Source organism: Streptococcus parasanguinis ATCC 15912 (assembly GCF_000164675.2).
Classification (GTDB): domain Bacteria; phylum Bacillota; class Bacilli; order Lactobacillales; family Streptococcaceae; genus Streptococcus; species Streptococcus parasanguinis.
In genome coordinates this window covers 1,809,216-1,834,441 of sequence record NC_015678.1, presented here as the reverse complement: position 1 = coordinate 1,834,441, position 25,226 = coordinate 1,809,216, and the positions used below count along the sequence as shown (strand labels likewise).

General features: G+C 42.5%; 29 protein-coding genes, 1 tRNA gene and 1 other RNA gene. 10 read left to right on the top strand and 21 right to left on the bottom strand.

Annotated features, from left to right (window positions below):
* Positions 1–5: 5 nt before the first annotated feature.
* The 4 genes from HMPREF0833_RS08595 to HMPREF0833_RS08580 form a co-directional block, all read right to left on the bottom strand.
* Complete coding sequence (locus HMPREF0833_RS08595; protein ID WP_013904534.1) at positions 6–314, bottom strand: PTS sugar transporter subunit IIB; 309 nt, start codon at positions 312–314, stop codon at positions 6–8.
* A gap of 13 nt (positions 315–327) precedes the next feature.
* Complete coding sequence (locus HMPREF0833_RS08590) at positions 328–651, bottom strand: PTS lactose/cellobiose transporter subunit IIA (protein ID WP_041818422.1); 324 nt, start codon at positions 649–651, stop codon at positions 328–330.
* A 173-nt stretch (positions 652–824) separates the two neighbouring features.
* Positions 825–1,793 (bottom strand): sugar-binding transcriptional regulator, encoded by a 969-nt coding sequence (locus HMPREF0833_RS08585; RefSeq protein WP_013904532.1) that lies wholly within the window; start codon positions 1,791–1,793, stop codon positions 825–827.
* Between the two features lie 14 nt (positions 1,794–1,807).
* The gene (locus HMPREF0833_RS08580) at positions 1,808–2,551 is read right to left on the bottom strand and encodes a DeoR/GlpR family DNA-binding transcription regulator (protein WP_003014225.1); all 744 of its coding nucleotides are present in this window, start codon (positions 2,549–2,551) and stop codon (positions 1,808–1,810) included.
* 127 nt (positions 2,552–2,678) lie between these two features.
* Between HMPREF0833_RS08580 and HMPREF0833_RS08575 the strand changes: the two genes are divergently transcribed.
* On the top strand, positions 2,679–3,455 hold the full coding sequence (locus HMPREF0833_RS08575; protein ID WP_014712829.1) for a glycyl-radical enzyme activating protein: 777 nt from the start codon (positions 2,679–2,681) through the stop codon (positions 3,453–3,455).
* 262 nt (positions 3,456–3,717) lie between these two features.
* Here the strand turns inward: HMPREF0833_RS08575 and HMPREF0833_RS08570 are convergent, their stop codons facing one another.
* On the bottom strand, positions 3,718–5,613 hold the full coding sequence (locus HMPREF0833_RS08570) for a M13 family metallopeptidase (RefSeq protein WP_041818420.1): 1,896 nt from the start codon (positions 5,611–5,613) through the stop codon (positions 3,718–3,720).
* Positions 5,614–5,761: 148 nt separating this feature from the next.
* Here HMPREF0833_RS08570 and HMPREF0833_RS08565 point away from each other — a divergent pair, with 148 nt between their 5' ends.
* The 4 genes from HMPREF0833_RS08565 to tpx all read left to right on the top strand — a co-directional run bounded on the left by HMPREF0833_RS08565 (position 5,762) and on the right by tpx (position 8,836).
* Positions 5,762–6,484 (top strand): metal ABC transporter ATP-binding protein, encoded by a 723-nt coding sequence (locus HMPREF0833_RS08565; protein ID WP_013904529.1) that lies wholly within the window; start codon positions 5,762–5,764, stop codon positions 6,482–6,484.
* Positions 6,481–7,323 (top strand): metal ABC transporter permease, encoded by an 843-nt coding sequence (locus HMPREF0833_RS08560; RefSeq protein WP_013904528.1) that lies wholly within the window; start codon positions 6,481–6,483, stop codon positions 7,321–7,323. Before HMPREF0833_RS08565 ends, HMPREF0833_RS08560 begins: the two co-directional genes overlap by 4 nt.
* Before the next feature lie 11 nt (positions 7,324–7,334).
* Positions 7,335–8,264 (top strand): metal ABC transporter substrate-binding lipoprotein/fibrin-binding adhesin FimA, encoded by a 930-nt coding sequence (gene fimA, locus HMPREF0833_RS08555; RefSeq protein ID WP_013904527.1) that lies wholly within the window; start codon positions 7,335–7,337, stop codon positions 8,262–8,264.
* Positions 8,265–8,341: 77 nt separating this feature from the next.
* Positions 8,342–8,836: a thiol peroxidase gene (gene tpx, locus HMPREF0833_RS08550; RefSeq protein WP_013904526.1), complete on the top strand. Its 495-nt coding sequence runs from the start codon at positions 8,342–8,344 to the stop codon at positions 8,834–8,836.
* 395 nt (positions 8,837–9,231) lie between these two features.
* Here the strand turns inward: tpx and HMPREF0833_RS08545 are convergent, their stop codons facing one another.
* Positions 9,232–10,257 carry a DUF3114 domain-containing protein gene (locus HMPREF0833_RS08545; protein ID WP_013904525.1) on the bottom strand — a complete coding sequence of 342 codons (1,026 nt, stop codon included), beginning with the start codon at positions 10,255–10,257 and terminating at the stop codon, positions 9,232–9,234.
* Positions 10,258–10,381: 124 nt separating this feature from the next.
* On the opposite strand from HMPREF0833_RS08545, the gene HMPREF0833_RS08540 reads away from it, so the two are divergent.
* Positions 10,382–11,035 (top strand): metal-dependent transcriptional regulator, encoded by a 654-nt coding sequence (locus HMPREF0833_RS08540; RefSeq protein ID WP_013904524.1) that lies wholly within the window; start codon positions 10,382–10,384, stop codon positions 11,033–11,035.
* 21 nt (positions 11,036–11,056) lie between these two features.
* On the opposite strand, the gene dtd is transcribed toward HMPREF0833_RS08540, so the two are convergent.
* The 12 genes from dtd to HMPREF0833_RS08480 form a co-directional block, all read right to left on the bottom strand.
* Positions 11,057–11,500, bottom strand: a complete 444-nt coding sequence (gene dtd / locus HMPREF0833_RS08535; RefSeq protein WP_013904523.1) for a D-aminoacyl-tRNA deacylase — start codon at positions 11,498–11,500, stop codon at positions 11,057–11,059.
* A 215-nt stretch (positions 11,501–11,715) separates the two neighbouring features.
* Positions 11,716–13,935, bottom strand: a complete 2,220-nt coding sequence (locus HMPREF0833_RS08530; RefSeq protein WP_013904522.1) for a RelA/SpoT family protein — start codon at positions 13,933–13,935, stop codon at positions 11,716–11,718.
* 83 nt (positions 13,936–14,018) lie between these two features.
* The gene (locus HMPREF0833_RS08525) at positions 14,019–14,312 is read right to left on the bottom strand and encodes a hypothetical protein (RefSeq protein ID WP_013904521.1); all 294 of its coding nucleotides are present in this window, start codon (positions 14,310–14,312) and stop codon (positions 14,019–14,021) included.
* Positions 14,299–14,688 carry a hypothetical protein gene (locus tag HMPREF0833_RS08520; RefSeq protein ID WP_013904520.1) on the bottom strand — a complete coding sequence of 130 codons (390 nt, stop codon included), beginning with the start codon at positions 14,686–14,688 and terminating at the stop codon, positions 14,299–14,301. Before HMPREF0833_RS08520 ends, HMPREF0833_RS08525 begins: the two co-directional genes overlap by 14 nt.
* Before the next feature lie 3 nt (positions 14,689–14,691).
* The gene (locus tag HMPREF0833_RS08515; protein ID WP_013904519.1) at positions 14,692–16,008 is read right to left on the bottom strand and encodes a hypothetical protein; all 1,317 of its coding nucleotides are present in this window, start codon (positions 16,006–16,008) and stop codon (positions 14,692–14,694) included.
* A gap of 2 nt (positions 16,009–16,010) precedes the next feature.
* Positions 16,011–16,409: a DUF1310 family protein gene (locus HMPREF0833_RS08510; protein WP_013904518.1), complete on the bottom strand. Its 399-nt coding sequence runs from the start codon at positions 16,407–16,409 to the stop codon at positions 16,011–16,013.
* Positions 16,410–16,600: 191 nt separating this feature from the next.
* Positions 16,601–16,993 (bottom strand): DUF1310 family protein, encoded by a 393-nt coding sequence (locus HMPREF0833_RS08505; RefSeq protein ID WP_041818416.1) that lies wholly within the window; start codon positions 16,991–16,993, stop codon positions 16,601–16,603.
* 92 nt (positions 16,994–17,085) lie between these two features.
* Positions 17,086–17,829, bottom strand: coding sequence for a 16S rRNA (uracil(1498)-N(3))-methyltransferase (locus tag HMPREF0833_RS08500; RefSeq protein WP_013904516.1), 744 nt, complete (start codon positions 17,827–17,829; stop codon positions 17,086–17,088).
* 1 nt (position 17,830) lies between these two features.
* A complete protein-coding gene (gene prmA, locus HMPREF0833_RS08495; protein ID WP_013904515.1) occupies positions 17,831–18,781 on the bottom strand; it encodes a 50S ribosomal protein L11 methyltransferase in 951 nt (316 codons plus the stop codon).
* Between the two features lie 137 nt (positions 18,782–18,918).
* Positions 18,919–19,392 (bottom strand): GNAT family N-acetyltransferase, encoded by a 474-nt coding sequence (locus HMPREF0833_RS08490; protein WP_013904514.1) that lies wholly within the window; start codon positions 19,390–19,392, stop codon positions 18,919–18,921.
* Positions 19,389–19,829, bottom strand: coding sequence for an NUDIX hydrolase (locus HMPREF0833_RS08485; protein WP_013904513.1), 441 nt, complete (start codon positions 19,827–19,829; stop codon positions 19,389–19,391). Before HMPREF0833_RS08485 ends, HMPREF0833_RS08490 begins: the two co-directional genes overlap by 4 nt.
* A gap of 12 nt (positions 19,830–19,841) precedes the next feature.
* On the bottom strand, positions 19,842–20,312 hold the full coding sequence (locus HMPREF0833_RS08480; protein ID WP_003014200.1) for a DUF3013 family protein: 471 nt from the start codon (positions 20,310–20,312) through the stop codon (positions 19,842–19,844).
* 114 nt (positions 20,313–20,426) lie between these two features.
* On the opposite strand from HMPREF0833_RS08480, the gene HMPREF0833_RS08475 reads away from it, so the two are divergent.
* From HMPREF0833_RS08475 to HMPREF0833_RS08470, 3 genes are all read left to right on the top strand, one after another.
* On the top strand, positions 20,427–21,698 hold the full coding sequence (locus HMPREF0833_RS08475; protein WP_041818415.1) for a replication-associated recombination protein A: 1,272 nt from the start codon (positions 20,427–20,429) through the stop codon (positions 21,696–21,698).
* A gap of 66 nt (positions 21,699–21,764) precedes the next feature.
* A non-coding RNA gene (gene ssrS / locus HMPREF0833_RS10470) (6S RNA) lies at positions 21,765–21,957 on the top strand.
* Positions 21,958–21,962: 5 nt separating this feature from the next.
* Positions 21,963–22,035 (top strand) — tRNA-Lys (locus HMPREF0833_RS08470).
* Positions 22,036–22,238: 203 nt separating this feature from the next.
* Here the strand turns inward: HMPREF0833_RS08470 and HMPREF0833_RS08465 are convergent.
* Positions 22,239–22,946, bottom strand: a complete 708-nt coding sequence (locus tag HMPREF0833_RS08465; RefSeq protein WP_013904511.1) for a hypothetical protein — start codon at positions 22,944–22,946, stop codon at positions 22,239–22,241.
* Entirely contained in the window at positions 22,943–23,623 is a 681-nt protein-coding gene (locus tag HMPREF0833_RS08460) for an ABC transporter ATP-binding protein (RefSeq protein ID WP_013904510.1), read from the bottom strand. Before HMPREF0833_RS08460 ends, HMPREF0833_RS08465 begins: the two co-directional genes overlap by 4 nt.
* A 147-nt stretch (positions 23,624–23,770) precedes the next feature.
* On the opposite strand from HMPREF0833_RS08460, the gene HMPREF0833_RS11080 reads away from it, so the two are divergent.
* The gene (locus tag HMPREF0833_RS11080; RefSeq protein WP_080559870.1) at positions 23,771–23,956 is read left to right on the top strand and encodes a hypothetical protein; all 186 of its coding nucleotides are present in this window, start codon (positions 23,771–23,773) and stop codon (positions 23,954–23,956) included.
* On the opposite strand, the gene HMPREF0833_RS08455 is transcribed toward HMPREF0833_RS11080, so the two are convergent.
* Positions 23,912–25,216 (bottom strand): sensor histidine kinase, encoded by a 1,305-nt coding sequence (locus tag HMPREF0833_RS08455; RefSeq protein WP_142743558.1) that lies wholly within the window; start codon positions 25,214–25,216, stop codon positions 23,912–23,914. The genes HMPREF0833_RS11080 and HMPREF0833_RS08455 overlap by 45 nt on opposite strands.
* Positions 25,217–25,226 lie beyond the last annotated feature (10 nt).

Sequence of the window (25,226 nt, the reverse complement as noted above, 5' to 3'; positions counted from 1 at the left end):
CCTCCTTATTTTTCTCCTAGCAATTCTAGAGCTAGATTTAGTACTTTCTTACCATCCAACATCCCATAATCTGCCATAGGGATGACAGCAATAGGAATATGGTTTGCCTCACAAATCGCTTTTGATTTATCCAAAGTATAAGCTACTTGAGGGCCCAACAAAGCGACATCGATTTCAGGAGCAAAATCTGCTAATTTTGCTTGAGAATAGGCATCGATTTCAGCATCAATCCCTAATTCCTTAGCCGCCACCTTCATATTATTTACCAACATTCCTGTTGAAAATCCTGCTGCACAAAACAATCCAATTTTCATCTTATTTTCCTCCTTATTGTTTCGCTGAAAGTTCTTTACGTAAGTCAATCATTTCTTTGATCAAGTTAATCTCTGTGATTGAAGTCATTAAGTGATCTTGTGAGTGCACAAACAAAGCTGTAATCTCTGTCTTTGTCCCACCTGCTTCCTGGGCTAAAAATTGTGTTTGCAAGTTATGCGCTTCTAGCAATGCTGCATCTGCTTTCGCAATTTCGTCTTCAGAAGATGTAAAATCGCCCTCCTTAGCATATGATAAAGCTTGGTAAATATGCTGTTTAGCATCACCCGCATTTAAAATCAATCCCATAATAATTTGGTCCGCAACAATGACTTCCATAACGAAGCCTCCTTTACTTTTTGAAAGCGCTTTTATTTCTAACAACAATATATCATCTTTATCTTTCACCGTCAACGATTTTTGAAACATATGTTTGTCTTTTTATTATTGTTGCACTTTTGTGCTATTACACCTTATAAAAAAACTGCCCACAAATGTAAGCAATCTTCTTATTATTCTAAAAAATTAGCATCTCCATCCAATTCTAGCATTTTTATAATCGTTGCTTCGTCAGTTACGAGATGATTAATATAACCAGCTTTGATCACTGATAGTATTGCCCCCGCTTTTCTTTCTCCATATGCCAAAGAAACTGTTTTTGGGATTTGTTTCAATTCTTCCAATCTGATAGCAACTGTTCTTTCTTGTAAATCTTGATACACTGGTTTTCCTTCCTGATCGAAAAATCGACAACAAACCTCTCCGACTGCTGCCTCAGATCTGAGTTCTGTAAAGTCTTTTTCTGTTAGCATATCAAACCACTGTGGATTATGTGTATCAGCAGGGCCACCAATACCTACTACCGCAATATCCAAATTTTCCCAACTGTCTCTTAAGTCATCAAAATATTTTGAAGTGAGAATTCCTTCTGCCAATTCCTTATTTTCCTGAATGATTGTCGCATTGATAAAACGACACTCTCCATGAAATTTGCTAGCCATATTATAAATGAGGGTATTCACATGGTAACGAGCATGAATATGGCTAGGACCACCAGCCAATGGATAGAAGTATACATTTTCTAGACGCTTACTCCCAATACAATCAACAAGAAGACTAAGGCTTTTCCCCCAGGAAAAACCGATGTTCATTCCATCTTGTAAAAGAGAGCGAACCATACTAGCAATCGATTGGGCCAAGCGTTGTTCTAAATCCTTCAAAGACTCATCTGCAATATTAGGGACAATTTCCAATTCATGCAGATTGTATTTTTCTTTGACGTAATTCTCTAAACGAAACAGTTTACTATCGAAATTCTCAATCTCGATTTTGACAATCCCTTCTTTCTTAGCCTCTGTCAACATTCTACTAACTGTTGTTCGATAAATTCCTGTTTCAGTAGCAATTTCCGATTGACTCTTTTCTTCAATATAGTATAGATAAGCAAGCTTAGCTAACAGTTTTTTGCGTTCATATTTCACAATCCTTCTCCTAACTATACCATGGTAAGGGATATCCCTGCTTGTTCAAGTTTTCTCATCGCCTCTGATGATATTTCCTTATCTGTAATCACGCGTTGTACTTGAGACAAGGCAAAATTTCTGACATTGCCCTTCTTTTGAAATTTGCTGGAATCTGTCAGGATCACTATATTTTCAGAAACCTGAGACATATATTGAACAACTTCGCTACGCATCATATCTTTACCAGTAAACCCCAATGCGTCATCATAGCCATCTGCACCAATAAATGCATTTTTTACACGAAAAGATTGGATTAACTGCTTCAACAAAGGACCAACTGTCACCTGGGAGTCTTTTTGAAACTCTCCTCCCAATAATATAATTTTGCAAGAGTCATAATTTCGAACAAAATCTGCAATAAAATAAGAATTTGTCACAATCTTCACATTCTTCTTTGTTTGACAGATTTCTTCCGCTAATAGAGCACACGTTGAACCTGATTCAATGAGAATAGTTTCGTTATCCTGTACTAATTTTGCTGCTTCTTGGGCAATTTTTCTTTTGGTATCATAATGGAAAGACAGGCGGACATTTATATCATCACCGCTATTTAATACAGCATAACCATGTTCCCTATGAAGAAGACCCTTGGATTCTAATTTATCTAAATCCTTTCGAATCGTTACTTTTGAGACTTCTAAAGTTTCAGAAAGTGTATTGACATCAATTTTTTCATATTGCGAAACTAGTTTTAAAATTTCTTCTAAACGCTTCATATTTCTTACCTCTTCTCTATTTTATCAAATTTTCTTAAAAAATATAAGGGAGAAAAGTTTCATTCGTAATTGATTTTGTTTCTAAAAAAATATATAATACAAATATCAGCAAGAAGGAGAAATAGATATGGGAACGACACGCGGTATTATTTTCAATATTCAACACTTCAGTATTCATGATGGACCAGGAATTCGAACAACTGTTTTTCTGAAAGGATGTCCTTTGCGTTGTCCGTGGTGCTCTAATCCCGAATCACAGCGAATGAACCCTGAACCGATGCTTGATGCGGTTACTAAAGCTCCCGGAACAACTGGACAAGAAAAAACAGTAGATGAAATTATTGATGAAGTCATGAAAGATATTGATTTCTATGAGGAATCTGGAGGCGGTATGACCTTATCTGGTGGTGAAATATTTGCCCAATTCGAATTTGCAAAAGCACTACTGAAAGCTGCTAAAGAGAGAGGTCTTCATACTGCCATCGAGACAACTGCTTTTGTGGAACACGAAAAATTTATTGACCTGATCCAATATGTTGATTTCATTTATACCGATTTGAAGCACTACAATAGCCTCAAACACAAAAAGAAAGTCGGTGTTCATAATAGTTTAATCATCGAAAATATCCATTACGCTTTTAAAGAGAAAAAAAAGATTGTTTTACGTATACCTGTGATCCCTCAGTTTAATGATTCTTTAGCCGATGCAGAAGAATTTTCCACTCTTTTCAACTCCTTAGATATTGATCAAGTACAACTTCTCCCATTTCACCAGTTTGGTGAGAATAAATACAAACTATTAGGACGTCGTTATGAAATGGAAGGAATAAAGGCTCTGCACCCCGAAGACTTGTATGACTACCAGCAAGTTTTTTTAGATCATGACATCCATTGTTATTTCTAATCCACTCAAAAATCCCCACAGCTAGTTTCAGTAGGTTGAAACTTGGCTTTGGGGATTTTTAGTTTTTTTCACGAGCAATCAAGAAAATCAATCAATCGCCTAACTGAAGTCGAGACTACTTCCTTTAATCAGCGAAACTAGTATCGCGAAATTGAACTCGCCCTAAAAGCGTCGAGAAAAAGAGAGATTGCCTGGTGGGCATGGCCCACATGGTCAATCTCCTATTTTCTTCTCGCTTTTTTTACGGGCTTAGTATCTTAAACTACCAAATGATCACACGGTCTTCTGGTGCGCGCCACATGCCGTCACCTTCTTTGACATCAAAGTTTTCAAAGAATTCGTCAAAGTTTGGTAATTGAACATTGGTACGGAGTTTTCCTGGTGCGTGGACATCGACACTTGCGAGGAGTTGCATGTACTCTGTACGAGCTTTCATGCGCCAGATGCGAGCAAAGTTAGTGAAGAATTCTTCTGCTGAGAAATCTTCCTCTTTTTTCGCTGCTTCAAGAGCTGCAGCGATACCGCCGAGGTCTGCTACGTTTTCAGAAACAGTCAATTTCCCGTTGATCTTAGCACCGTATGAATCTTGGCCTTCGAACTGATCGATGACTTTTTGAGTCCGAGCGGTAAAGGCTTCGTAATCTTCTGGTTTCCACCAGTCTTTCAAGCTACCGTTCTCGTCAAAGGATGCTCCATTGGTGTCAAAGGCGTGGGAGATTTCATGGGCAATGACCGCACCGATTCCGCCGTAGTTGGCTGATGATGATTGGTGAAGGTCATAGAAAGGTGCCTGTAAAATCGCTGCTGGGAAGACGATTTGGTTCTGTTGCGGATCATAGTAAGCATTGACCATATTAGCTGGCATGTGCCATTCGCTCCGATCAACTGGTTGGTTCCACTTGCTCCAGACATGCTCGATGGAAATTTGAGCCAATTTTTGAGCATTTTCCACCAAGGTATTGCTTTCGTCGATGATCTTCTTGGCGTATGTTTCAGGTAATTTTTCAGGGTAGCCGATATGTGGTGTGATGACATTGAGCTTGACAATGGCTTTTTCACGAGTTTCAGGAGCGAGCCAGTCTGCTTTTTCTAAGCGATCCTTGTAGACTTCAATCATGGTCGCTACTTTATGCTCTACGTCTGCTTTCGCCTCTGGTGAGAATTTTTCTCCTGCATACCAAAGGCCAAGTGCTTGGCTATAAGGTCCTTCTGCCAAAGCCAAAGCGGCTTTTTCTTTCGGACGGGCTTCTGGTGTCCCTGTAATCGTACGGCTATACTCACCAGATAAGACACGGATTTCTTCAGTCAAGAAAGACGTCCAAGAAAGAGCTGCACTGAGTTTCAATTTGGCATGAATGGTTTCCCAGTTGGCTGCCGAGTAGTATTTTGGCGCAAATTCCTTCCAGAAGCGCTCTTCTGGAACAATGATAGTATCTGGCGTTTGCCCGATCACTTCTGTAAAGAAGGTATCGAGTGGCAATTCTGGAACCAAGGCCTTGAAATCTGCCCACTCATAAGGATGGTAGAGTTTATTGTACTCGGATTTTTCTTCGTTTGACAAGACATATTTGGCCAATTCTGCATCCGCCGCAATCACTTTATCCAGAATGTCTTTGATTTCCTCCTCTGAGAAATCAAATTTTGCCAAGAGCTTTTCAACCATTTGACGCCAAACAGCCAATAACTCTGGGCCTTTTTCATTGCCTTCTTCATAGTAGGTCGTATCAGGCAAGATCAAACCGAGTGCTTCTCCCCACAAGACATTCATTTGGGCATTCATAAAGTCTGGTGACACGCTAAATGGCATGAGATTTGGTTTGCCAGCTAGTTCATAGGTACCCAACTTGCTGGTATAGTCTTCAAAAGAAGACAAAGCCTTAATTTCATTGATCAAAGGCATGACTGGTGCCACACCAGCTGCTTCTCGCGCATCAAAATCTGCCACCATTTTGTGGTATTTGACAAAGTTTTGCAGAATGCTGTCTTCAGGTAGCTCTTCTCCCCGTTGCCATTTCCCAGTGATATCCAACATCAAGTTTTCGATATCTTGGATCAAGTCCATAAAACCACCAGTTGACGGTTTGTCATCAGGGATCACAGCTGTCTCAGCCCATTCCCCATTGACGTAATCATAAAAATCATCTTGTAAACGTACCATGATCTTCTCGCTTTCATTCTTTTCTAATAACCTTATCAAAAATAGGAACTTTTTTCAATGATTTCAAGTGATTTAAGCTGAATTATTTTATTAATTAACTTGACTTAATTTTTTTATTCATGTATATTAATACTAAAGGAGCAAAATCATGATTCAAATTGAACATCTAAGTGTTGCCTACCAGCAAACACTGGCCTTGGAGGATCTTTCCCTCACCATCCAGGGGCCAACCATCCTAGGAATTCTTGGGCCCAACGGAGCTGGGAAATCAACCCTGATCAAGGCCATGCTAGGACTTCTCCCCCATTCGGGAAAGGTCCAGCTCGATCAAAAAGATCTCAGCCAAGTTCTTCAACGAGTGGCCTACGTCGAACAGAAATCCGCTATTGATTTCCACTTCCCCATCACGGTGCGGGAGTGTGTCTCACTGGGTCTCTATCCCCATCTTTCTATCTTCAAGCGAAAAAGCAAAGAGGACCTCAAAAAAGTGGAAAATGCCTTGAAACTTGTCAATCTTCTTGATCTAGCAGATCGCCAGATTGGTCAGCTTTCGGGAGGGCAATTCCAACGGGTGCTGATTGCCCGTTGCCTGGTCCAAGAAGCGGATGTCATCTTTTTGGATGAGCCCTTCGCAGGGATTGACTCTGTCAGCGAAGACATCATCATGCAGACCCTCCAGACCTTGAAACAAGAAGGCAAGACCATCCTGATTGTCCATCACGACCTCAGCAAGGTCCCAGCTTATTTTGACAAGGTCCTCCTCCTTCACCGCAAGCTGATCGCTTTTGGGAAAACAGAGGAAACCTTTACCAAGGAGAATCTGCATGCAGCCTATGGGCATGAACTCTTTATAGGAGGTGGCGTCGGATGATTACAGAATTTATCGATGGATTACAGCAATTCCACTTCTTACAGAATGCCCTGATCACAGCCATTGCCATCGGTATTGTCGCTGGAGCTGTCGGATGCTTCATTATTTTGCGAGGCATGTCTCTCATGGGAGATGCCATCTCGCACGCAGTCCTTCCAGGGGTGGCCCTGTCCTTTATCCTTGGCATCAATTTCTTTATTGGCGCCATTGTCTTTGGACTTCTAGCTTCCATCCTTATCACCTATATCAAGAGCAACTCCATCATCAAGAGCGACACAGCGATAGGGATTACCTTTTCTTCTTTCCTCGCCTTAGGAGTCATCCTGATTGGAGTCGCAAAAAGTTCCACCGACCTCTTCCACATCCTCTTTGGGAATATCTTGGCCGTGCAAGACCAGGATATGTGGATGACCATCGGTATTGGGGTGGCGGTCTTGCTGGTGATTGTCCTGCTTTTTCGCCCCTTGCTTCTCACTTCATTTGATCCAGTTTTGGCTCAATCCATGGGCATCCGGGTCAAGGTCTACCACTACCTCCTTATGGTGCTCTTGACATTGGTTTCTGTTACTGCTATGCAAAGTGTCGGAACCATTCTCATCGTCGCCATGCTTATTACACCCGCTGCGACGGCCTACCTCTATGCCAATAACCTCTGGTCCATGATGCTTTTGTCCTCTAGCCTAGGAGCTCTTGCATCCATTCTGGGACTCTTTATTGGCTATAGCTTGAACATCGCCGTTGGATCTTGTATTGTCCTCACTTCTGCCGTCTTCTTTCTCATCAGCTTTTTTATCGCTCCTAAGCAGAGAAAGAACAAGCACGCTCTTTCATCTCATTAAAGGAGAAACACATGAAAAAAATCGCTTCTGTCCTCGCCCTCTTTGTGGCGCTCTTATTTGGCCTTCTAGCCTGTAGCAAGGGGGCTTCTTCTGGAGCTTCTGGTAAATTGAAAGTGGTCACCACCAACTCCATCCTTGCAGATATGACCAAAAATATTGCTGGGGATAAGATCGAACTGCACAGTATCGTTCCCGTCGGCAAAGATCCCCACGAATACGAACCACTACCAGAAGATGTCAAAAAAACTTCGCAAGCAGACCTGATCTTCTACAACGGGATCAACCTCGAAACCGGTGGAAATGCTTGGTTTACCAAGTTGGTCAAAAATGCCAATAAAGTAGAAAACAAGGACTATTTCGCAGTGAGCGAGGGAGTCGACGTCATCTACCTAGAAGGCCAAAACCAAGCTGGAAAAGAAGATCCACATGCTTGGCTCAATCTCGAAAACGGGATCCTCTACGCTAAAAACATTGCCAAACAATTGATCGCCAAAGATCCGAAAAATAAGGACTTCTACGAAAAAAATCTAGCAGCCTACACTGAAAAACTCAGCAAGCTAGACCAAAAAGCCAAACAAGCATTCAATAACATCCCAGAAGAGAAAAAGATGATTGTGACCAGCGAAGGCTGTTTCAAGTACTTCTCAAAAGCCTATGGCGTCCCATCTGCCTATATCTGGGAAATCAATACGGAAGAAGAAGGCACACCTGACCAAATCAAAACACTGGTAGAAAAGCTCCGTCAAACCAAGGTGCCGGCCCTCTTTGTTGAATCCAGCGTCGATGAACGTCCTATGAAAACTGTCTCTAAAGATACCGACATCCCAATCTATGCAAAGATCTTCACGGATTCCATTGCCAAAGAAGGAGAAAAGGGCGATAGCTACTACAGCATGATGAAGTGGAACTTAGACAAGATCGCAGAAGGATTGAGTCAGTAACCCTTCAGATTTCTAAACAAATCAGTGGCCCCTCCTCCGGTATTGAGGTACAATAAAAACAAAAAAGGAGTCTTTTTATGGCAACATTTTTAGGAAACCCTGTTACCTTTACCGGATCTCAACTTCAAGTAGGGGAAATGGCCCATGATTTTTCATTGATTACTCCAGCTCTGGAGAAGAAATCTTTAGCTGATTTTGCTGGGAAGAAAAAAGTCCTCAGCATCATCCCATCCATCGACACAGGGATCTGTTCGATGCAAACACGTCACTTCAACAAGACCTTATCGGACTTGGAAGACACTGTCGTCTTGACGGTCTCTGTCGACCTTCCTTTCGCTCAAGGTAAATGGTGTGCTGCTGAAGGGATCGACAATGCTATCATGCTCTCAGACTACTACGACCATTCCTTCGGAAAAGCCTACGGCCTCTTGATCAATGAGTGGCACTTGCTTGCGCGCGCTGTTTTGGTCCTAGATGCAGATAACAAGGTCACATACGTTGAATACCTAGATAACATCAACAGCGAACCAAATTACGACGCTGCAATCGAAGCCGTCAAAGTACTTGGATAAACGAAAAAAGAGGTCTGCGACCTCTTTTCTATATCTACAAAATCTGTTCAGAACCTTTCCTTAAGTGAGTACGGACGTCAGCGAACTTCTAGGAAGTTCCATGACTTAGCAAGATACAAAGGGCGTTCGCGAATAAAGTCAAAATAGGAAGTTTGACACAGAATCTTTTGATTCTAGGAAAACTTATCTTTTTGACACGATCCGCAGCCCGTGTTCAATTAGTTTTGAACCTAACGTTTCAAAACTCCCGAGTACTTGAAACAACAATGTTTCAAGCACTTTTCTCACAGCGGAAAGGCTCATCACCTGATAGATCAGCTCTAAGAACTTAACTGTTTTAACTTCTTTTAAGAATCTCTTAGGCTATTTTATGTAAAATAACAGTTCTTTCGTTGTTATAAAATCCGATGGAGCCCATTCTGGAGGAGAACCCGCCAGCGTAAGCGAGGGATGCCTCTGAGGAAACTTCGCACGCGTCTTGCTACTTGTTGCTTGTAGCTCTGGCCTCCTTGTGCAAAGACTCCTTTTCGACTCCAGTATCCCTCGATACCGCGGTCATTCTTCGGAGCTAGATAGCGAACACCTTGCTGATAGAGGACCTGCTTGCGAAAGGCTGGGTCCCAAGCTTTGACGGGGTCAATATCTAAGTCCTTATGGGTCCGGCCCCTAGCCAACCCGTAGTTAAAACTGGCACCATTGACAATGCCATTTTCAGAAATTTCTACTGGATCGACTTCATTGAGGAAATGCCCAGCTAGATCGAGAATATACTCCGTATGAAAATTTAACAAGACCTTGAAATTGACTTGTTGGAAAGCCCCTGATGGATAATGAAGGTGACCATCTGACCTTAGGGAGACCTTATTGTGAAGACGAGCAGCCGCATAAGCATCCACCGTGATCGCTCTAGCCTCCTGTAGGTAAGCTTGTAAGGCCTCTTCGTCAGTCTGTCCAGCTCTTGCCTCATGCGTCCGAATCCATTGTGCCTGGTAACTTGAAAGTAGGTAGCGCAACTGGTGAACCTGGCGTTTCAAGAGCTGATCTCCCGACTGATCTGCTAAGTGATCCTTTTTAAAAGCGATTTGCACGACGCGTGAAAAAGCCTTCCAAAAGTCGGAACCTGGTGGACAATCTGGAGCCATCCTACTCAGAAGAAAGGCTGTTTCTTCACAAGTTCCAGACAAGTCACTTGGCATAAGAAGAATTTTCATGACTCCCCTCAGCAAGTCTTGGGCAGCAGTTTCCGTTAGATCTTTGATCTCTTGAAACCACATGTTTTGAAACAGAGGACTGGCAAAGAAAAAGACAGACTGATATTGTTCTTGGTAGGCTTGTGGATCTTTGTATCCCTGCAAGTGCTTCTCTAGATAGGCTAAACTATTTTCTCTCCAGCCTAGTCTCGCTAATTCCCGTCTGTTCATGATGCCGTCCTTTCTATGATTCTATACTACCATCTTTTGGAGCTTGAGACAATTCTCATTACTCCACTAGCGTTTTTGAGGATTTTTTTGATATACTAGAAGTGAGCGAAGAAAAGAGGAAAGCATGACACCAAACAAAGAAGATTACCTCAAGTGTATTTATGAAATTGGCACAGAAGTAGAAAAAATCAGTAATAAGGAAATCGCTAGTCGCATGCAGGTCTCTCCACCCGCTGTGACCGAGATGATTAAGCGCATGATCTCTGAGGGCCTCTTGGTGAAAGATAAGACCCATGGCTATCTACTAACAGATCTGGGCTCGCAATTGGTCTCTGATCTCTACCGCAAGCACCGCTTGATCGAAGTATTTCTGCTGGAAAATCTTGGCTACACAACTGAGGAAGTCCATGAAGAGGCAGAAGTTCTCGAGCATACCGTTTCTGAACATTTCATCGACCGACTGGATCACATGCTTGGGAATCCTAAGACCTGCCCTCACGGTGGGACAATTCCAAAGAAAGGCGAAAGGCTTGTCGAAGCCCACCAAGGCCGTCTCAGTGAAACGACCCAACCTGGTCTGTATATTCTGCAAAGGGTCTACGACACCTATGAATTGTTAAAATTCTTAGACCAGATCCATCTCCAAATTGGTGATACCATCGCGTTTCAACGGTACGATGACTACACAGGCCTCTATCACTTCGTTATCCATGGACAAGAAATTTCTATCAACCAAGTGATCGCCCAACAACTTTATATCGAAAAACATGCAGTCTAATCCGACCACATGCTTTCTTATTTATGGATTTTTTGTATCTAGCAAAATCGTCACTGGACCATCATTGATCAATTCAATCGCCATATCGGCTCCAAAGATCCCTCGTTTGACAGGGACTTCTTTTTCTAATTGATCATTAAAGGCATCATATAACTGACTGGCCATATCTGGCTTGGCAGCCCCTGTAAAAGCAGGACGGTTGCCTTTTTTTGTCTCCGCAAAGAGGGTGAATTGAGAAATCGACAAAATTTCTCCTTGGATATCTTTGACTGAAAGATTCATCTTATCTTCCTCATCTGAAAAAATACGCATCTGCGATACCTTTCGAACCGCATATTCCAAATCCTTTTGGTCATCCTCAGGCCCTACTCCCACCAAAAGCAGCAAACCTTGCTGGATCGCATTGTAGACTTGACCATCAATGGAAACCGAGGCACTCTTGACCCGTTGAATCACTAATTTCATTTTATTATCCTATTTTATAAATCTATCGAACATTCACTGCTGACCTTCAAAAAACATCAACCTCAGACGACGAGCTAACCAAGCAATAAAAGAGTTCTGAACATATCCTAGCTTCTTCAAAGAAAATCAACATCAGACAAGGCAGTGAGACGCAGGCATAACTGTAGTTAGGCCAGTCGAAACTAACGCAGTATGAAGTAGATTTTCGCAGAAGACTAGCCGTTGGTACGCTTAACAGAGTACACCTCCGGCACACTCTTAATCTTATCCACAACTGTTGTCAACATCGATAGGTTCGGAATCCCAAAGGAAATGTGGATATTGGCAAATTTCATATCTTTGGTTGGTTGAGCATTGACAGTTGAGATCATCTTAGCTGTATTGGAGAGGACTTGGAGCACGTCGTTAAGAAGACCTGCACGGTTGAGTCCATAAATGTCAATATGGGCGATGTAGTCCTTGGTCGTATTATTGTCTTCCCACTCGACATCAATCAATCGTTGCTCGTAGTTATCTTGAGCGCGAAGATTCATACAGTCTCGGCGGTGAATCGCAACACCACGCCCTTTGGTGATGTAGCCGACGATTTCATCACCTGGAACTGGGTTACAGCACTTAGCAATCCGAATTAAGAGTCCAGAAGCACCTTGGATAACCACGCCACCTTCGTGACGGACCTTCAAGGTGTCTTTTTTATTTTCAACCTTGACCTCGCCACCTTTGACCAGCTCTTCTGCTTCTGCGCGTGCCTTAGCCCGCTCTTCTTCCCGGCGTTCATCCTCCGTCAAGCGGTTAAAGATGGTAATCGCTCCGATCTCTCCAAAACCAATCGCCGCAAACAAGGCTTCTTCTGTCTTGTAACTTGATTTTTGTAGCACTTTGTCCATGTGCTTTTTGTCCATGAACTTATTGGCTACCAAGTCATGCTCGTGGAACTGGGCCATCAAGAGGTCCCGACCACGGTTAATCGACAATTCCTTGTCTTGATTTTTAAAGAACTGACGAATCTTATTGCGCGCCTTGCTGGTTTTAACAAGTGTCAGCCAGTCACGGCTCGGACCAAAGGAGTTGGCATTGGTGATAATCTCCACCTGATCTCCCGTCCGAAGTTTAGTATTGAGGGGCACCATCCGGCCGTTGACCTTGGCACCAATCGCTTTTTCCCCAACCTTGGTGTGGATTTCATAGGCAAAATCGATCGGTCCGGAATCTTTCGGAAGCGAGCGCACAGTTCCATCTGGTGTGAAGACGTAAATCTCTTCTGCCAAGATATCTTCTTTCACATTTTCAACAAATTCTTTGGCATCGCCTGACTGGTCTTGGAGTTCCATCATCTCCTTGATCCAGTTCATCCCAATAGCCGATTCCTTGCTGTTGACTTGACCCTTGATACCTTTTTTATAGGCCCAATGAGCCGCAACCCCATACTCAGCGACCTCGTGCATTTCCTTGGTTCGGATCTGGAATTCAATCGGTCCTTTAGGGCCATAGACCGTCGTATGGATAGACTGATAGCCATTGGCTTTCCTGTTGGCAATATAGTCCTTAAAACGCCCCGGCATTGGCTTCCAGAGCTCATGGATGTAGCCTAACATGGCATAAACATCACTTGGAGTATCCAGAATGCAGCGAATGGCAATCAAGTCATAGATTTCATCAAAACGTTTCTTCTTATCCTGCATCTTGCGATAGATCGAATAGATATGCTTTGGTCGACCATAAATTTTCCCATGCAGATGGCGTTCCCCAGCATAGGTTTCGATCTTGTGGACAACCTCTTCGACCAACTCTTCTCGCTCGCGACGTTTTTCCTTCATCATATGAGAAATCTTGTAGAATTCTGTCTCATTCAAATAACGGAAAGACAAATCCTCAAGCTCCCACTTGACGCTGGAAATCCCGAGACGGTGGGCTAGTGGCGCATAGATTTCCATGGTCTCACGCGAAATGCGCTCTTGCTTATCCTTGCGTAAATGCTTCAGAGTACGCATATTATGCAAGCGGTCTGCCAATTTGACCAAAATGACACGGATATCTTGAGACATGGCCATGAGCATCTTGCGATGGTTTTCCGCCAACTGCTCTTCATGGGACTTGTACTTGACCTTCCCGAGCTTGGTCACCCCATCGACAATCACGCGCACATCATGACCAAATTCGCGCTCTAAATCATCTAAAGTCGCATCCGTATCTTCTACGACATCATGCAAAAAGCCACAGGCGACCGTCACAGCATCCAGCTTCAGCTTGGCAAGGATTCCTGCCACTTGAATCGGATGAATGATATAAGGCTCGCCAGATTGACGGAATTGCCCACTATGGCAATCAACCGCATAGACCAATGCCTTTTGCACAAAAGCAACATCTTCAGGTGATAAATATTTTTTTGTAAGGGCAACGACTTGGTCCCCTGTTAAATTCTCTTCTTTCGGCATTCATTTTCTCCAGTTTCTTGGATACTATTTTAACACTTTTAGAAGCAGATGGGAACCAATGAAGCTACTTTAATATACGGATACTACTTTGTCTTACAAAACTCTTGCAAAGCGTTTAACTCCAATTTCTTTCTTCCAACCCCTTCTTTAACAGAGTTTGAAAATTTTCCAGCCAAATCCGAATCAATAGTTCCAATAACCTGATCTAGAGAACTTTCAAGTTCTGTTAAACTAGATGAAATTCTCTTTTTAATGCTTTTTTGATCAATAGTAGCCTTTGTTAAGGCTATTTTCCCCATAAATTTAACACTAAGAAGAGCTGCCATGAAACGCTTATCTTCGTATGTTAAATCATTTGTAAGATCAATATTCGACATACATCTCCTTTCGTAATTTTGCAATCTCATTCGCATATTTTTCAGAGACTAGCTGTAATTCTTTTTGTTTTAACTGACGCAATTGCTCAATATGAGCTAGTTCGTGATAGTGCTCTGCATTCAATTCTTCATAAACATCTGATAATTCCCGATAATAATCCGATAAAATTTCCGTATTATCCATCATCTTAGAGAAATATCCGACTTCCTCTTCCATCATTTCAATGTTTTGTTTTGTAAAACAATACTGATCATGGATATGATTCATTCTTTTCTCTAGTTCTTTCATCTCCATTTTTAATTCTTCTTCAGTACCATTCCATTTTTCTTCTACTTCTCTAATCGCATTAATGTATTCAATCTCTTTGTTACCCATTCTTTACCATTGCAATTGAAGTTGGCTTGCCAGAGCAACATCCGTGCCTATTACAGTTGCAATTCCTTTCGCCATGTCTGTTGATAGACTAAAAATACTTTCTTTTATTTTTAGAGTATCTTTTTTAATTTTTTCTAATTCTGTAATGCGATTCATCTCAATCGTTTCTTTCGTTGCGCCAATTTGAGCAAGTGCATTTATGATATCACTTTCTGTACAACGGGTCCCTGATACAGTTGAACGACAAGAAGCTAATAATGTCTCCCAGGTTCCTTTTATATCTGCAATACCGAAATCACAGACAGCTAAAATATAATCAGAGGCTATGAGAGCAAATTCCTTCAGCGACTCCACTATTCCCATTGCCTGAATGGTGTCCATGGAAATGAGGTCACTTCCGGAGAGTCCGCTTTTCTTCCAAGACTCCAGCGCTTGTTTCTTTAACTGCAGTTGTTCTTTTGTCTGCTTTATTCGAGCTAACCGATAATCATCTAAACTCTCTTCTTTGACATTCAAGTAGCCAGCCTTGTAGTCGTAACCTCCCCACATATGTTGTTTTATAAAACCACCTGCATCCTTACTGTCAATCCGAACAAGTGTTCCAACAACTCCTTCATTCCCTTCTTCAGAATGTTCCCATGTGACCAAGTCACGCTTGTCTATAAAATTAAAAATTTTATATTTAATCTTATCGACCTGTTTCTTTTCTGCATCACTTAACTGTGGATAAAGGTTGGGTGCTTCATATATATAAGCCCCATCAATTCTATCTAAATATTTATCCTCCAAAGAACCAAGTGAAGATTGGATATTTAAGCCCCCTAAAGAATGAGCATAAAATTTGAAACGCGCATTCGGATATCGATCCATTGCTGCTTTTACTTCTTTCGAAGCCGCGTCAAGCTGGGAGGTTTTCCCCGTTTTGATCCCGAGTCTTTTAGCCATTGATATTTGTAATGCAGTTGGAGCATCGGTTAGCCCCCAGTCTCTCAAGGCTCCCATAAAATTTTGATCAAATTTAGCTTCCGATCCCTCAAACAAAATTGTTACTTCATGCACATCTTCTGGTCTGGTCTCCTGAGTGATTTCTTTATCTGTCACAATATAACCATTTAAACCAGATATGTCTCCTAGAAATCGTGCTTCCAAGTCTTGAGGAGAGGTGACCATATCCTTTTCTGGTGGTCGACCAAAAATTTCAGAAACATAGCCTATTCTTCTTTCTTGTTTTCCTTTCCCAATTAAAACATCCTTACCAACATTCAATTTAGAATATTCTTGCCAAGCGATGTCATTTTTTTCTTTGTCTGTGTATACCAAACTTACTCCTCCAATAATTTTCGCAACTCTACAGATCTACTCACTCCCACTTGTTCAATTGGTCCATCCTCGCTATATTTCCTTAATCCAAAATTTTCAGTTATTTCCTTATCTCCATTGATAATGATACGAAACATGATCCCCCCCATTGGATTGTGTTCAATCGTCTTATTATCAATCGCATAGGAGCGAATCTTGCCTTTTGGTGTTAAGGCATCTGGATCTGTTGCCTTTAATTCTTCTTCTATCAACTTTTCTACTTCCTTACTATGCACAATCTCAACCATTTCATTTTGAAAATCAAGATGGTTCTTTACAAGTAGACCTCCCCATACCAAGACTCCTAATAGTAGTACTCCAAATAGATAACGACCGATTTTTCTTTTTGATTTCATCCTCATCCTCCATAAAGTGTTAGTAGTATCACTTTACACTATTTAGTTTTCAATTTTATTACTCTTACTTTAATAATTCGTAAAAATTTTCGAAAACGTGACAGCAATTTCTAAATTTTTTTAAAATTTTGGAACAGATATCAAACCGAATGAGTTACTTTCTCAGATTGATGATTGTTTACCAGCAAACAGTAAGCTTACTCTTCCATCAGCTTTTGAAGGCCTTCAGATTCATCCATTCCCACAGATTCAATCGGCCCATCCTCGCTATATTTCCTTAATCCCATACTACCTGTTATTTTTTTATTTCCATTTATAATCACCTCAAACATAATCCCTCCCATTGGATTGTGTTCGATCGTTTCATCATCGATTTCATACGATTGGATCTTGCCTTGATCTGTAAACGCCTCCGGGTCTTTCTGTTTCAAATCATATACAATCAACTCCTTTACTTCATTACTATGTACAATTCGGACCATTTCTTGTTGGAATTCTAGATGATCCTTTACTTTTGACCCAACCCAGATCAAGAGTCCAACAACTATCACAGAAAATATCAAACGTCGTCTATTCTCTTTTTTATTCATATGCATCCTCTCCTTACTTTTATAATTCGTAAAAATTTTTGAAAATAGAAGATTTTTGTAAAAAAAACTAACGAAGTGATTCCTTCACTTCGTTAGTTCATTAATTCTGTAACAACACTCACGGCGCTGAGAGCATAGAGTGGTGCTGTTTCTGCTCGAAGAATACGAGGGCCAAGTCCTGCAAGGATTGCTCCTTTAGCTTCAAAAGACTCAATTTCCGCAGGTGAAAGACCACCTTCCGGTCCAAAGATAAAGAGTAGTTTACTTCCAGCTTCCAATCCTGTCAGCGACTGAATCAGAGCAGCCGCCTCTCCTTCTTTAGCCGACTCTTCATAGGCCACCACGATGCGGTCAAACTGGTCGAGTTGGGCTAGAAAGTCTGCCTTTTTCTCAAAAAGGGTAATGCTTGGAACAAGATTCCGCTTACTTTGCTCAGCTGCTCCGAGGGCGATTTTTTCTAGTTTCTCGACTTTTTTACTCAATTTCTTGCCGTCCCACTTGGCAACGGACCAGTCCGCGGGGAATGCCCAGATCTGGCTAGCACCTAGTTCTGTCACTTTTTGAGTGATAAACTCCAGCTTGTCTCCTTTGGGAAAGCCTGATGCGATGGTCACTTGGACTGGTAGCTCCACATTGTCAGCCAATTCCTCAACTAACTCTAACTGACGGCTTTCTACATTTACCACGCGCGCCAAGCGCTTGATCCCATCATCAAAGACTAGAGTAACCTCATCATCTTCTTTCAGGCGCATAACCTGAAACATGTGCTTGCTGGTTTCCTTGTCCTCGATGGTGACAGGTGAGCTAGCCAAGCCTTTTACAAAATACTGCTGCATGCTAGCCTCCAATCACACCGGAGACGTCCTTGGTCTTCTTGAAGACACAGGCATTCCATTCCCCTTGGATCATGTGGGTTTCAAGGAAAAATCCAGCTGACTCAGCCGACTCACGTACCATGTCCCACTTGTCCTTGATAATGCCACTCATGATCAGGTAACCTTCGTCCTTGACCAAGCGATAAGCATCATCCGTCAGATGGATAAGGATATCCGCCAAGATGTTGGCCACGATGACATCTGCCTCAATCTCCACGCCCTTGAGCAAATCGCCTGGAGCTACATGGATGTTTTCCATGCCCGGGTTGAGCTCAATATTTTCCTGAGCGACGCGAACCGCTACATCATCCAAGTCATAGGCAAAGATTTCCTTAGCACCCAGAAGGGAGCTAGCAATGGAAAGGACGCCTGATCCTGTCCCCACATCTAGCACTGTCTCCCCACCACGAAGAACTTGCTCTAAGGCAAAGAGGCTCATCTTGGTTGTTGGGTGGGTTCCTGTTCCAAATGCCATCCCTGGATCCAGCTTGATAATCTTTTCTCCAGCAGTCGCTTCATAGTCTGTCCATGACGGCACGATGGTCAAGTCATGAGTGATACGAGCTGGTTCATAGTACTTCTTCCAGTTGTCGGCCCAGTCTTCCTCAGCCAAGGCAGTCGTTCCCATCTTGATCTCTCCTAAATCCATAAAGTCGGTCAATTCTGCAAGACGCGCCTGCAAATCCGCTTCAACCGCTGCTACATCAACCGTGTCCGGGTAGTAGGCCGTCACCACGATTTCTTCTTGTTGCACAACCTCTGGGAAAATCTCACCGAAACGGTCGACATTTCCCACATAGTCCATGCTGTCTTCGATCGCTACCCCTTGGGCGCCCAGCTCAATCAAGAGGTTAGAGACTAGCTCCTCTCCCTCACGCTTCACTGTAACTTTTAACTCTTGCCATGTTTCCATAATTAAGATACCAAGCCCTTAAAACACAAAGCCAAAATAGGAAACTCTCTGAAGACGCTTGTGTCTATGAGAAGTTTATCTTTTTAGCACAGTGTTTAGGGCGGGTTCAGTTTAGAAATTTAACCGAACCATCCTTTCTATTTCTCTATCAATTTTTTCATGTAGACCATATCCATGCCTTCTTTTTCAGGTTCGATATGGGTTTGTTGGTAGCCATTCTTCTCGTAGAAGGCGACCATGCCTGCATCCTGAAACACCGTACACAAATCCCATTGTCTAACGGTTGAAAATTCCTCTTCTAGCAAGCGTAATCCTTCAGATCCATACCCTTTTTCCTGATACGGAGGCAGAATCGCTGCAGTCCCCAACCAAGCTTCCGTTAACTCTTCATTGGTATGAATTCGTAAAAAACCAATCTTCTCTTCGTTTTCTTTCACAAAGTAGTAATAGCTATGGGGCCGCTCAACTAATTTCCATTTGATTCGCTCGCGATCTTCTAGATAGGGATCATATTCATCTTGGTATTTGTCATAGACTGCCTTAAAACTGGCTCTTTGAATGGCAATAATGGTTTCTAAATCCTCTGCTCCTGCTTTCTCAAGTGTTATCATAAACTTTCCTCCATATAATCTCTCACTCGTTCTTGCAATTGGGGAACAACTCGATCTGAAGTTAAAAATTCTTCAAAGCTCACTAACTTATAGCCCTGGCCCTCGTCTCCGAAGATGATACTTTCGAACTGTTCCTGTGTCAACCTCCCAACTAAAAAGACGGATTTTTTATTTCCATCTAGCATACTGGGGTAGAGCCGGGACCAGATCACATCGGCTTTCGACAGTTGGATGCTCAATTCCTCATAAATCTCACGCGCCACACACTCAAAAGGGGTCTCATTTCCTTCCCGACCACCACCTGGTAATTCCCACATATTAGGCCAGGGAATATCCTCCTTGTCATCGCGCAAGATGGTCAAAATTTGCCCATCACAAATCAAGGCAATTTTACAACCCGTAAATTCGAACCGTTCTTCTAAGCAATCCTCAAGCATGAGCTTTCCCTCCTAATATCTCGGATAAGGATAAAAGGTGCTTTCTTCTAGGCCGACTTTGCCTTCTTCAAAAACTTCTTGGTTCCAGACGATCTCAAAGCTCTCTGCTTCTTCGTCTGCTAAGAAATCCATGAGCTCATCCAAGGCCAGCTCAGCTGTATCTCGAAGGAAAGTCGCAAAATAAGCTAGAAACTCACGAGACAAGCCTTTTTTCGGCTCATAAGGAATCGCTGTTAAATAGGCATCTTCTTCCACATGAGACTTGGCTGGATTGTAGAAAATGACGGCTTCTTCAAAGAAGATATCCTCGTCAGACTCTTCTCCAGCTTCATCAACCAGGGCAACCCCGCCTGTGTTTTGCGCTTCCAAGAGAAAAGCCACTTCTACCGCATGGTTTTTCTTATCCCAATTGATCTCAAAATCAAAGGGAAAAACCTTGTCCATCTCCTCTTCTAAAACATCCAAAAATCCGTATTTAGACATAGCGTCCTCTTTCTAATTTCCCACTCTTAGAGCGGAATATGATACAATAGTTACTACAATCTTACCATAAAAACTGCCTCTTTGAAAGGAGACAAAGCTAGAAAGGAGAAGGAAATGCCCGACAATCTCGCACTCCGTATGCGACCACGGACGATCGATCAAGTCATCGGTCAACAGCACCTGGTCGGAGAAGGCAAAATCATTCGTCGCATGGTCGAGGCCAATCGTCTGTCCTCTATGATTCTCTATGGACCTCCGGGGATCGGAAAGACCAGTATTGCTTCTGCGATCGCAGGAACGACTAAGTATGCCTTTCGGACCTTTAATGCAACGGTTGACAGTAAAAAACGCCTCCAAGAAATCGCAGAGGAAGCCAAATTTTCTGGTGGTTTGGTCCTGCTTTTGGACGAAATCCATCGCCTTGATAAAACCAAGCAAGATTTTCTCCTGCCTTTGCTCGAAAGCGGTCTGGTCATCATGATCGGTGCAACAACTGAAAATCCCTTTTTCTCTGTCACACCCGCTATTCGTAGCCGCGTACAGATCTTTGAGCTGGAACCGTTGACGACGGAGGAGGTCAAGCAAGCTCTGAAAACGGCCTTAGATGATCCCGAGCGTGGCTTTGACTTTCCTGTCGTTCTCGATGAGGACGCTTTGGATTTCATCGCTACCTCGACCAATGGAGATCTTCGCTCTGCTTTTAATTCTCTCGATCTGGCGGTGCTGTCGACCTCTGAAAATGCAGAAGGGATTCGCCATATTACGCTAGAGATCATGGAAAACAGCCTCCAGCGCAGCTATATCACCATGGACAAAGATGGAGATGGCCACTACGATGTACTCTCTGCTCTGCAAAAATCTATCCGTGGTTCGGATGTCGATGCTAGTCTCCACTACGCCGCTCGTTTGATCGAAGCCGGAGATCTACCCAGCCTCGCTCGTCGCTTGACCGTCATCGCTTATGAGGATATCGGTCTGGCCAATCCAGATGCGCAGATTCATACCGTAACAGCCCTTCAAGCAGCTGAGCGCATCGGCTTTCCTGAGGCCCGCATTCTCATCGCCAACATCGTCATCGATCTAGCCCTTTCGCCTAAATCCAACTCAGCCTACGTTGCGATGGACAAGGCGCTGGCTGATCTTAGAAGTTCTGGCAACCTTCCTATTCCTCGCCACCTCCGCGATGGTCATTATGCTGGAAGCAAGGAACTGGGAAATGCGCAAAACTATAAATATCCTCACAACTACCCTAGCAACTGGGTCAATCAGGACTACCTGCCAGACAAGCTCAAACACGCGTCCTACTTTATTCCCAATGAAAACGGCAAGTACGAGCGTGCTCTCGGAGCCACCAAGGAGAAGATTGATCAATTTAAGAAAAAGTGACATCGGTTTCAAAAAATTGAGATTTTCCCTTGAAATATTTTCAAAATGTGGTATCATATACATATAGAAACGCTGTGGTGTACGACTTCACACTTAAGTGTTGACCGACTATTTTTTGTATTATTAGGGAAACAAAAGACTTCTGGCAGTATGCAGGCCGTTTCACGCGGAAGCAGCTAAGTCAGAGCGAGTTGCCCACCTGCTTAATTGCGCGGGTTCAATACAAATCGTGAAGTTTCGGCACCAATACAGCTTTTTATATTTGCCTCCTTAGCTCAGTTGGTAGAGCAGTAGACTCTTAATCTATGGGTCACAGGTTCGAGCCCTGTAGGGGGCATTTTTTTATGCACAAAAGAGGCTGGGACAAAAGTCCTAGCCTCTCAATTATTTTTGGATTGTCGAGCAAGACGCAGTGGTTGAGTGGGCTCTACTACGCTGATTTCATCAGCTTTTACAGCCCTACTCAACTGTGCGGAGGTGGGACAGAAATCGAATTCTAACGAATTACCGATTTCTGTCCCACTCTCTTTTTAACTGCTCTTAGTTCCCCATTTTTCCTTTGGGTACGAGCAGATAGAAAAATAACAAATTCAATGCAAATACGGCAACAAAGAGTCCTAATTGGCTAGCATCGATCGTTTGTTTCTCGGTTAAATCTTGGATCAGCTTTGTATAATAATAACCTGGGAAAGCCCGTTGTAGCTTGCCAACTAAGTCCATAAATCCTCCACTTGCGCCAAGCGTATCAAAGGGAATAATGGTCATAGCTGCCAAAATAATAACAGGAAAGCCAATGGTATCAATCGTCTTGGCATCTACTCTGACCCCAAGTACAAAGCCAATCACGCTAAAATAGATCCCCATCAAGGATAAGAGGAAAAATTGTACCAACAGGCTAGTCGTCACTGGAAAGTGAAAACCTAGAACAGCAACTACTAGTACTGCTAAAAAGATCAAGCTGTTCAGAATCAGTTGTACGATCGATTGATCCCATAAATAGTTCTTGACACTATAGCTTGTAAAGTGGGATTCAAAAGAATAAAACCCAATATCTGAGGCGATACGCTTACTAAAGGTTGCAAGGCTATTGCCAATGACCCCGATAAATACGGCAATACCTAATAAAATACTTGGCGAAACCCCTTTTTGAAGCTGATAAAAGAAGAGATACCAGCCTATGGGTAAAATAATGGTGAATAATACAAAGCGCTTATTTCGTAAAACTTGTTTTAATTGAATCTTTTTCATGCTTGTTCCCCTCCTTTATTCATCTCTTCTCGGAAATACTGCTCAATGGTTTGACCAGCCTGGTGAATATCCTCAACAACCTTTGTGGCAGCAATTCGACCATCTTTTAAAATCAGGACTTTTGTAAAAAAGGCATCAATTTGGTTGAAATCATGGGTCACCACAACAGATGTAAATTCTTGCTGCTCCAGTAGTTTCCAAAAGTTATCCACTGCTTCCAAGTCCATGCCAGTCGTTGGCTCATCTAAAAAAATCAACTTTGGATGATTCAAAATAGTTACCAACAAGGACAAGCGTCTCTTTTGACCACCGGAAAGACTTCCCACCATCTGCTCTCTTGATTCTCTTAATTCGACCATTTCTAAGAGTCCATTGATATCAGCCTGCTTCAGCTGATTCATCCGGCTTTTTAATTCGACGAATTCAGCAACGGTTAGATCCTCGATGAGCAGATCCCCCTGAGGCATCATCCCAATTTCTCTTTGAAAATCAAGCGAAGTCTTTATCGTCCCCGAATCGGCCTGGAGCTGTCCAGCGATAATATTGAACAGGGTGCTTTTACCTGCCCCATTATTTCCCAGCAAGGCAATTTTGTCTCCTTCTTCTATCGAAAAAGACACTCCCTTTAATACAGCTTTCTCCTTAAATGATTTTGTAATAGATGCTACCTGAAACATACGATCCCTCTTTTCTTATTGATCTTGTATACAGTATACTTCAAAGGGACAGTCTTTGTAGCTCTCTGTCAGAATCGGTCAGAAAATCGTCGTGAATGGTCAAAAAAGAGGCTGGGACAAAAGCCCTAGCCTCTCAATTATTTTTGATTGTCGAGCAAGACGCAGTGGTTAAGTGGGCTCTACTACGCTGATTTCATCAGCTTTTACAGCCCTACTCAACTGTGCGGAGGTGGGACGACGAAATCGAATTCTAACGAATTACCGATTTCTGTCCCACTCTCTCTTCCATTATTCCTTCCAAAAGGTCAGGCTCTGAGTAAATCGGTAGTTTGAACTCTTGGTAGACACTGTCGTTTTGGGATACTTTTCCAGTAATTGTTGGATCTTGTACAAGCCAAGACCGCGGCCCTCTCCTTTACTCGAGTAGTCTTTTTCAAAAATTCTCGCTAACTCTATTTTTTCAGCTTTTGTACTATTTTCAACTATTAAGATGAGGGAGTTCGTCTCCTGAAGCATGGCAAGAGTCAGCTGGGGGTCCTCTGATTCAAGGCTCGCTTCGATAGCATTGTCACAAAGGATGGATAAGAAGGTGATGAAATCTAAAACCTCGATGAATAAATCACGAACAGGTTCATCGATCTCGACAGAGATCCCAATCCCTTTGTTTTGAGCCTCCATTAATTTTGCGGACAGAACACTTTTTACAGCTGGATTTTCAATGTGACTGAGTTTGGCAATATCAAACTTGCTATCGTAAAATTGTTGGCCACTCTCTCGAAGAACATTCTCATAGACTTCCCTGATCGCGTTGAGGTCTTCATGCTCAATACTTAATTTGAGACTGGTTAAAATATTCAGGTAATCATGACGAAAGGCACGAATCTCCCCGTAGAGCATTTCGACGTGTTGGCTATAGGTGGCTAACTCCTGCAGTTGCCTATCTTTTTGTTCCAGAATCTCTTGTTTCAATCGTTCTTTGGACACTGCATTGAAATACAAGAGCATCACAAAAAACAAAATCAAATAAATACCATTTAACTGTTTCCGCAAAGCATCTGCATGCGGAATAATATCCTCAAAAACCACCAGACCTACAACACTGAGCAAATACACAAACATGGAAAGATCCATTGGAAGTAAGAAACGATTAAAATACTGCCGTTGAAATCCTACTTTTAGATCTGTAAAATCTAGTTTTAACAATTTAGTGATTCCTATATAAACAGGAAAGACCAGCAATTCAAGTAGAGCATCATACCAGCTGACAGATGCCTCATGAACAAGTACGATCCCTAGCATTGGAAAGACATAAAAGGCTAGGAGGCGCCCAATGAGACTCTCCATGACAACCGGGTAGAGCCCGTAAAAAATATTCAAAAGGTGTCGTATGTTACGATTTCGATAGAAACTATAGGCAATAAATACTAAGAAATAGCCAAAAAAGCCTACCGGTGGCACAAGGGTAAAGATAATTGCAAAGAAGAAGGGGCACAAAAAGAGCCAGCGCAAGGTGAACTCTTGTCTACTGATATGACGATAGATCAGCATGCTGACGAAGAACTTTAGGTAAGACATTAGAATATCTAACAGCAATTCTTTCTCC

Excerpts from the sequence above, each read along its gene's own strand:
- prmA (WP_013904515.1), bottom strand. The coding sequence starts at position 18,781 with ATGGAAACATGGCAAGAGTTAAAAGTTACAGTGAAGCGTGAGGGAGAG.
- HMPREF0833_RS08490 (WP_013904514.1), bottom strand. The coding sequence starts at position 19,392 with ATGATAACACTTGAGAAAGCAGGAGCAGAGGATTTAGAAACCATTATT.
- HMPREF0833_RS08570 (WP_041818420.1), bottom strand. The coding sequence starts at position 5,613 with ATGGTACGTTTACAAGATGATTTTTATGATTACGTCAATGGGGAATGG.
- HMPREF0833_RS08565 (WP_013904529.1), top strand. The coding sequence starts at position 5,762 with ATGATTCAAATTGAACATCTAAGTGTTGCCTACCAGCAAACACTGGCC.
- tpx (WP_013904526.1), top strand. The coding sequence starts at position 8,342 with ATGGCAACATTTTTAGGAAACCCTGTTACCTTTACCGGATCTCAACTT.
- HMPREF0833_RS08520 (WP_013904520.1), bottom strand. The coding sequence starts at position 14,688 with ATGGGTAACAAAGAGATTGAATACATTAATGCGATTAGAGAAGTAGAA.
- HMPREF0833_RS08505 (WP_041818416.1), bottom strand. The coding sequence starts at position 16,993 with ATGAATAAAAAAGAGAATAGACGACGTTTGATATTTTCTGTGATAGTT.
- HMPREF0833_RS08560 (WP_013904528.1), top strand. The coding sequence starts at position 6,481 with ATGATTACAGAATTTATCGATGGATTACAGCAATTCCACTTCTTACAG.
- fimA (WP_013904527.1), top strand. The coding sequence starts at position 7,335 with ATGAAAAAAATCGCTTCTGTCCTCGCCCTCTTTGTGGCGCTCTTATTT.
- HMPREF0833_RS08540 (WP_013904524.1), top strand. The coding sequence starts at position 10,382 with ATGACACCAAACAAAGAAGATTACCTCAAGTGTATTTATGAAATTGGC.
- HMPREF0833_RS08485 (WP_013904513.1), bottom strand. The coding sequence starts at position 19,829 with ATGCTTGAGGATTGCTTAGAAGAACGGTTCGAATTTACGGGTTGTAAA.
- HMPREF0833_RS08530 (WP_013904522.1), bottom strand. The coding sequence starts at position 13,935 with ATGCCGAAAGAAGAGAATTTAACAGGGGACCAAGTCGTTGCCCTTACA.
- HMPREF0833_RS08525 (WP_013904521.1), bottom strand. The coding sequence starts at position 14,312 with ATGTCGAATATTGATCTTACAAATGATTTAACATACGAAGATAAGCGT.
- HMPREF0833_RS08510 (WP_013904518.1), bottom strand. The coding sequence starts at position 16,409 with ATGAGGATGAAATCAAAAAGAAAAATCGGTCGTTATCTATTTGGAGTA.
- HMPREF0833_RS08475 (WP_041818415.1), top strand. The coding sequence starts at position 20,427 with ATGCCCGACAATCTCGCACTCCGTATGCGACCACGGACGATCGATCAA.
- HMPREF0833_RS08580 (WP_003014225.1), bottom strand. The coding sequence starts at position 2,551 with ATGAAGCGTTTAGAAGAAATTTTAAAACTAGTTTCGCAATATGAAAAA.
- HMPREF0833_RS08465 (WP_013904511.1), bottom strand. The coding sequence starts at position 22,946 with ATGAAAAAGATTCAATTAAAACAAGTTTTACGAAATAAGCGCTTTGTA.
- HMPREF0833_RS08595 (WP_013904534.1), bottom strand. The coding sequence starts at position 314 with ATGAAAATTGGATTGTTTTGTGCAGCAGGATTTTCAACAGGAATGTTG.
- HMPREF0833_RS08460 (WP_013904510.1), bottom strand. The coding sequence starts at position 23,623 with ATGTTTCAGGTAGCATCTATTACAAAATCATTTAAGGAGAAAGCTGTA.
- HMPREF0833_RS08500 (WP_013904516.1), bottom strand. The coding sequence starts at position 17,829 with ATGCAGCAGTATTTTGTAAAAGGCTTGGCTAGCTCACCTGTCACCATC.
- HMPREF0833_RS08575 (WP_014712829.1), top strand. The coding sequence starts at position 2,679 with ATGGGAACGACACGCGGTATTATTTTCAATATTCAACACTTCAGTATT.
- HMPREF0833_RS08480 (WP_003014200.1), bottom strand. The coding sequence starts at position 20,312 with ATGTCTAAATACGGATTTTTGGATGTTTTAGAAGAGGAGATGGACAAG.
- HMPREF0833_RS08545 (WP_013904525.1), bottom strand. The coding sequence starts at position 10,257 with ATGAACAGACGGGAATTAGCGAGACTAGGCTGGAGAGAAAATAGTTTA.
- HMPREF0833_RS08590 (WP_041818422.1), bottom strand. The coding sequence starts at position 651 with ATGGAAGTCATTGTTGCGGACCAAATTATTATGGGATTGATTTTAAAT.
- dtd (WP_013904523.1), bottom strand. The coding sequence starts at position 11,500 with ATGAAATTAGTGATTCAACGGGTCAAGAGTGCCTCGGTTTCCATTGAT.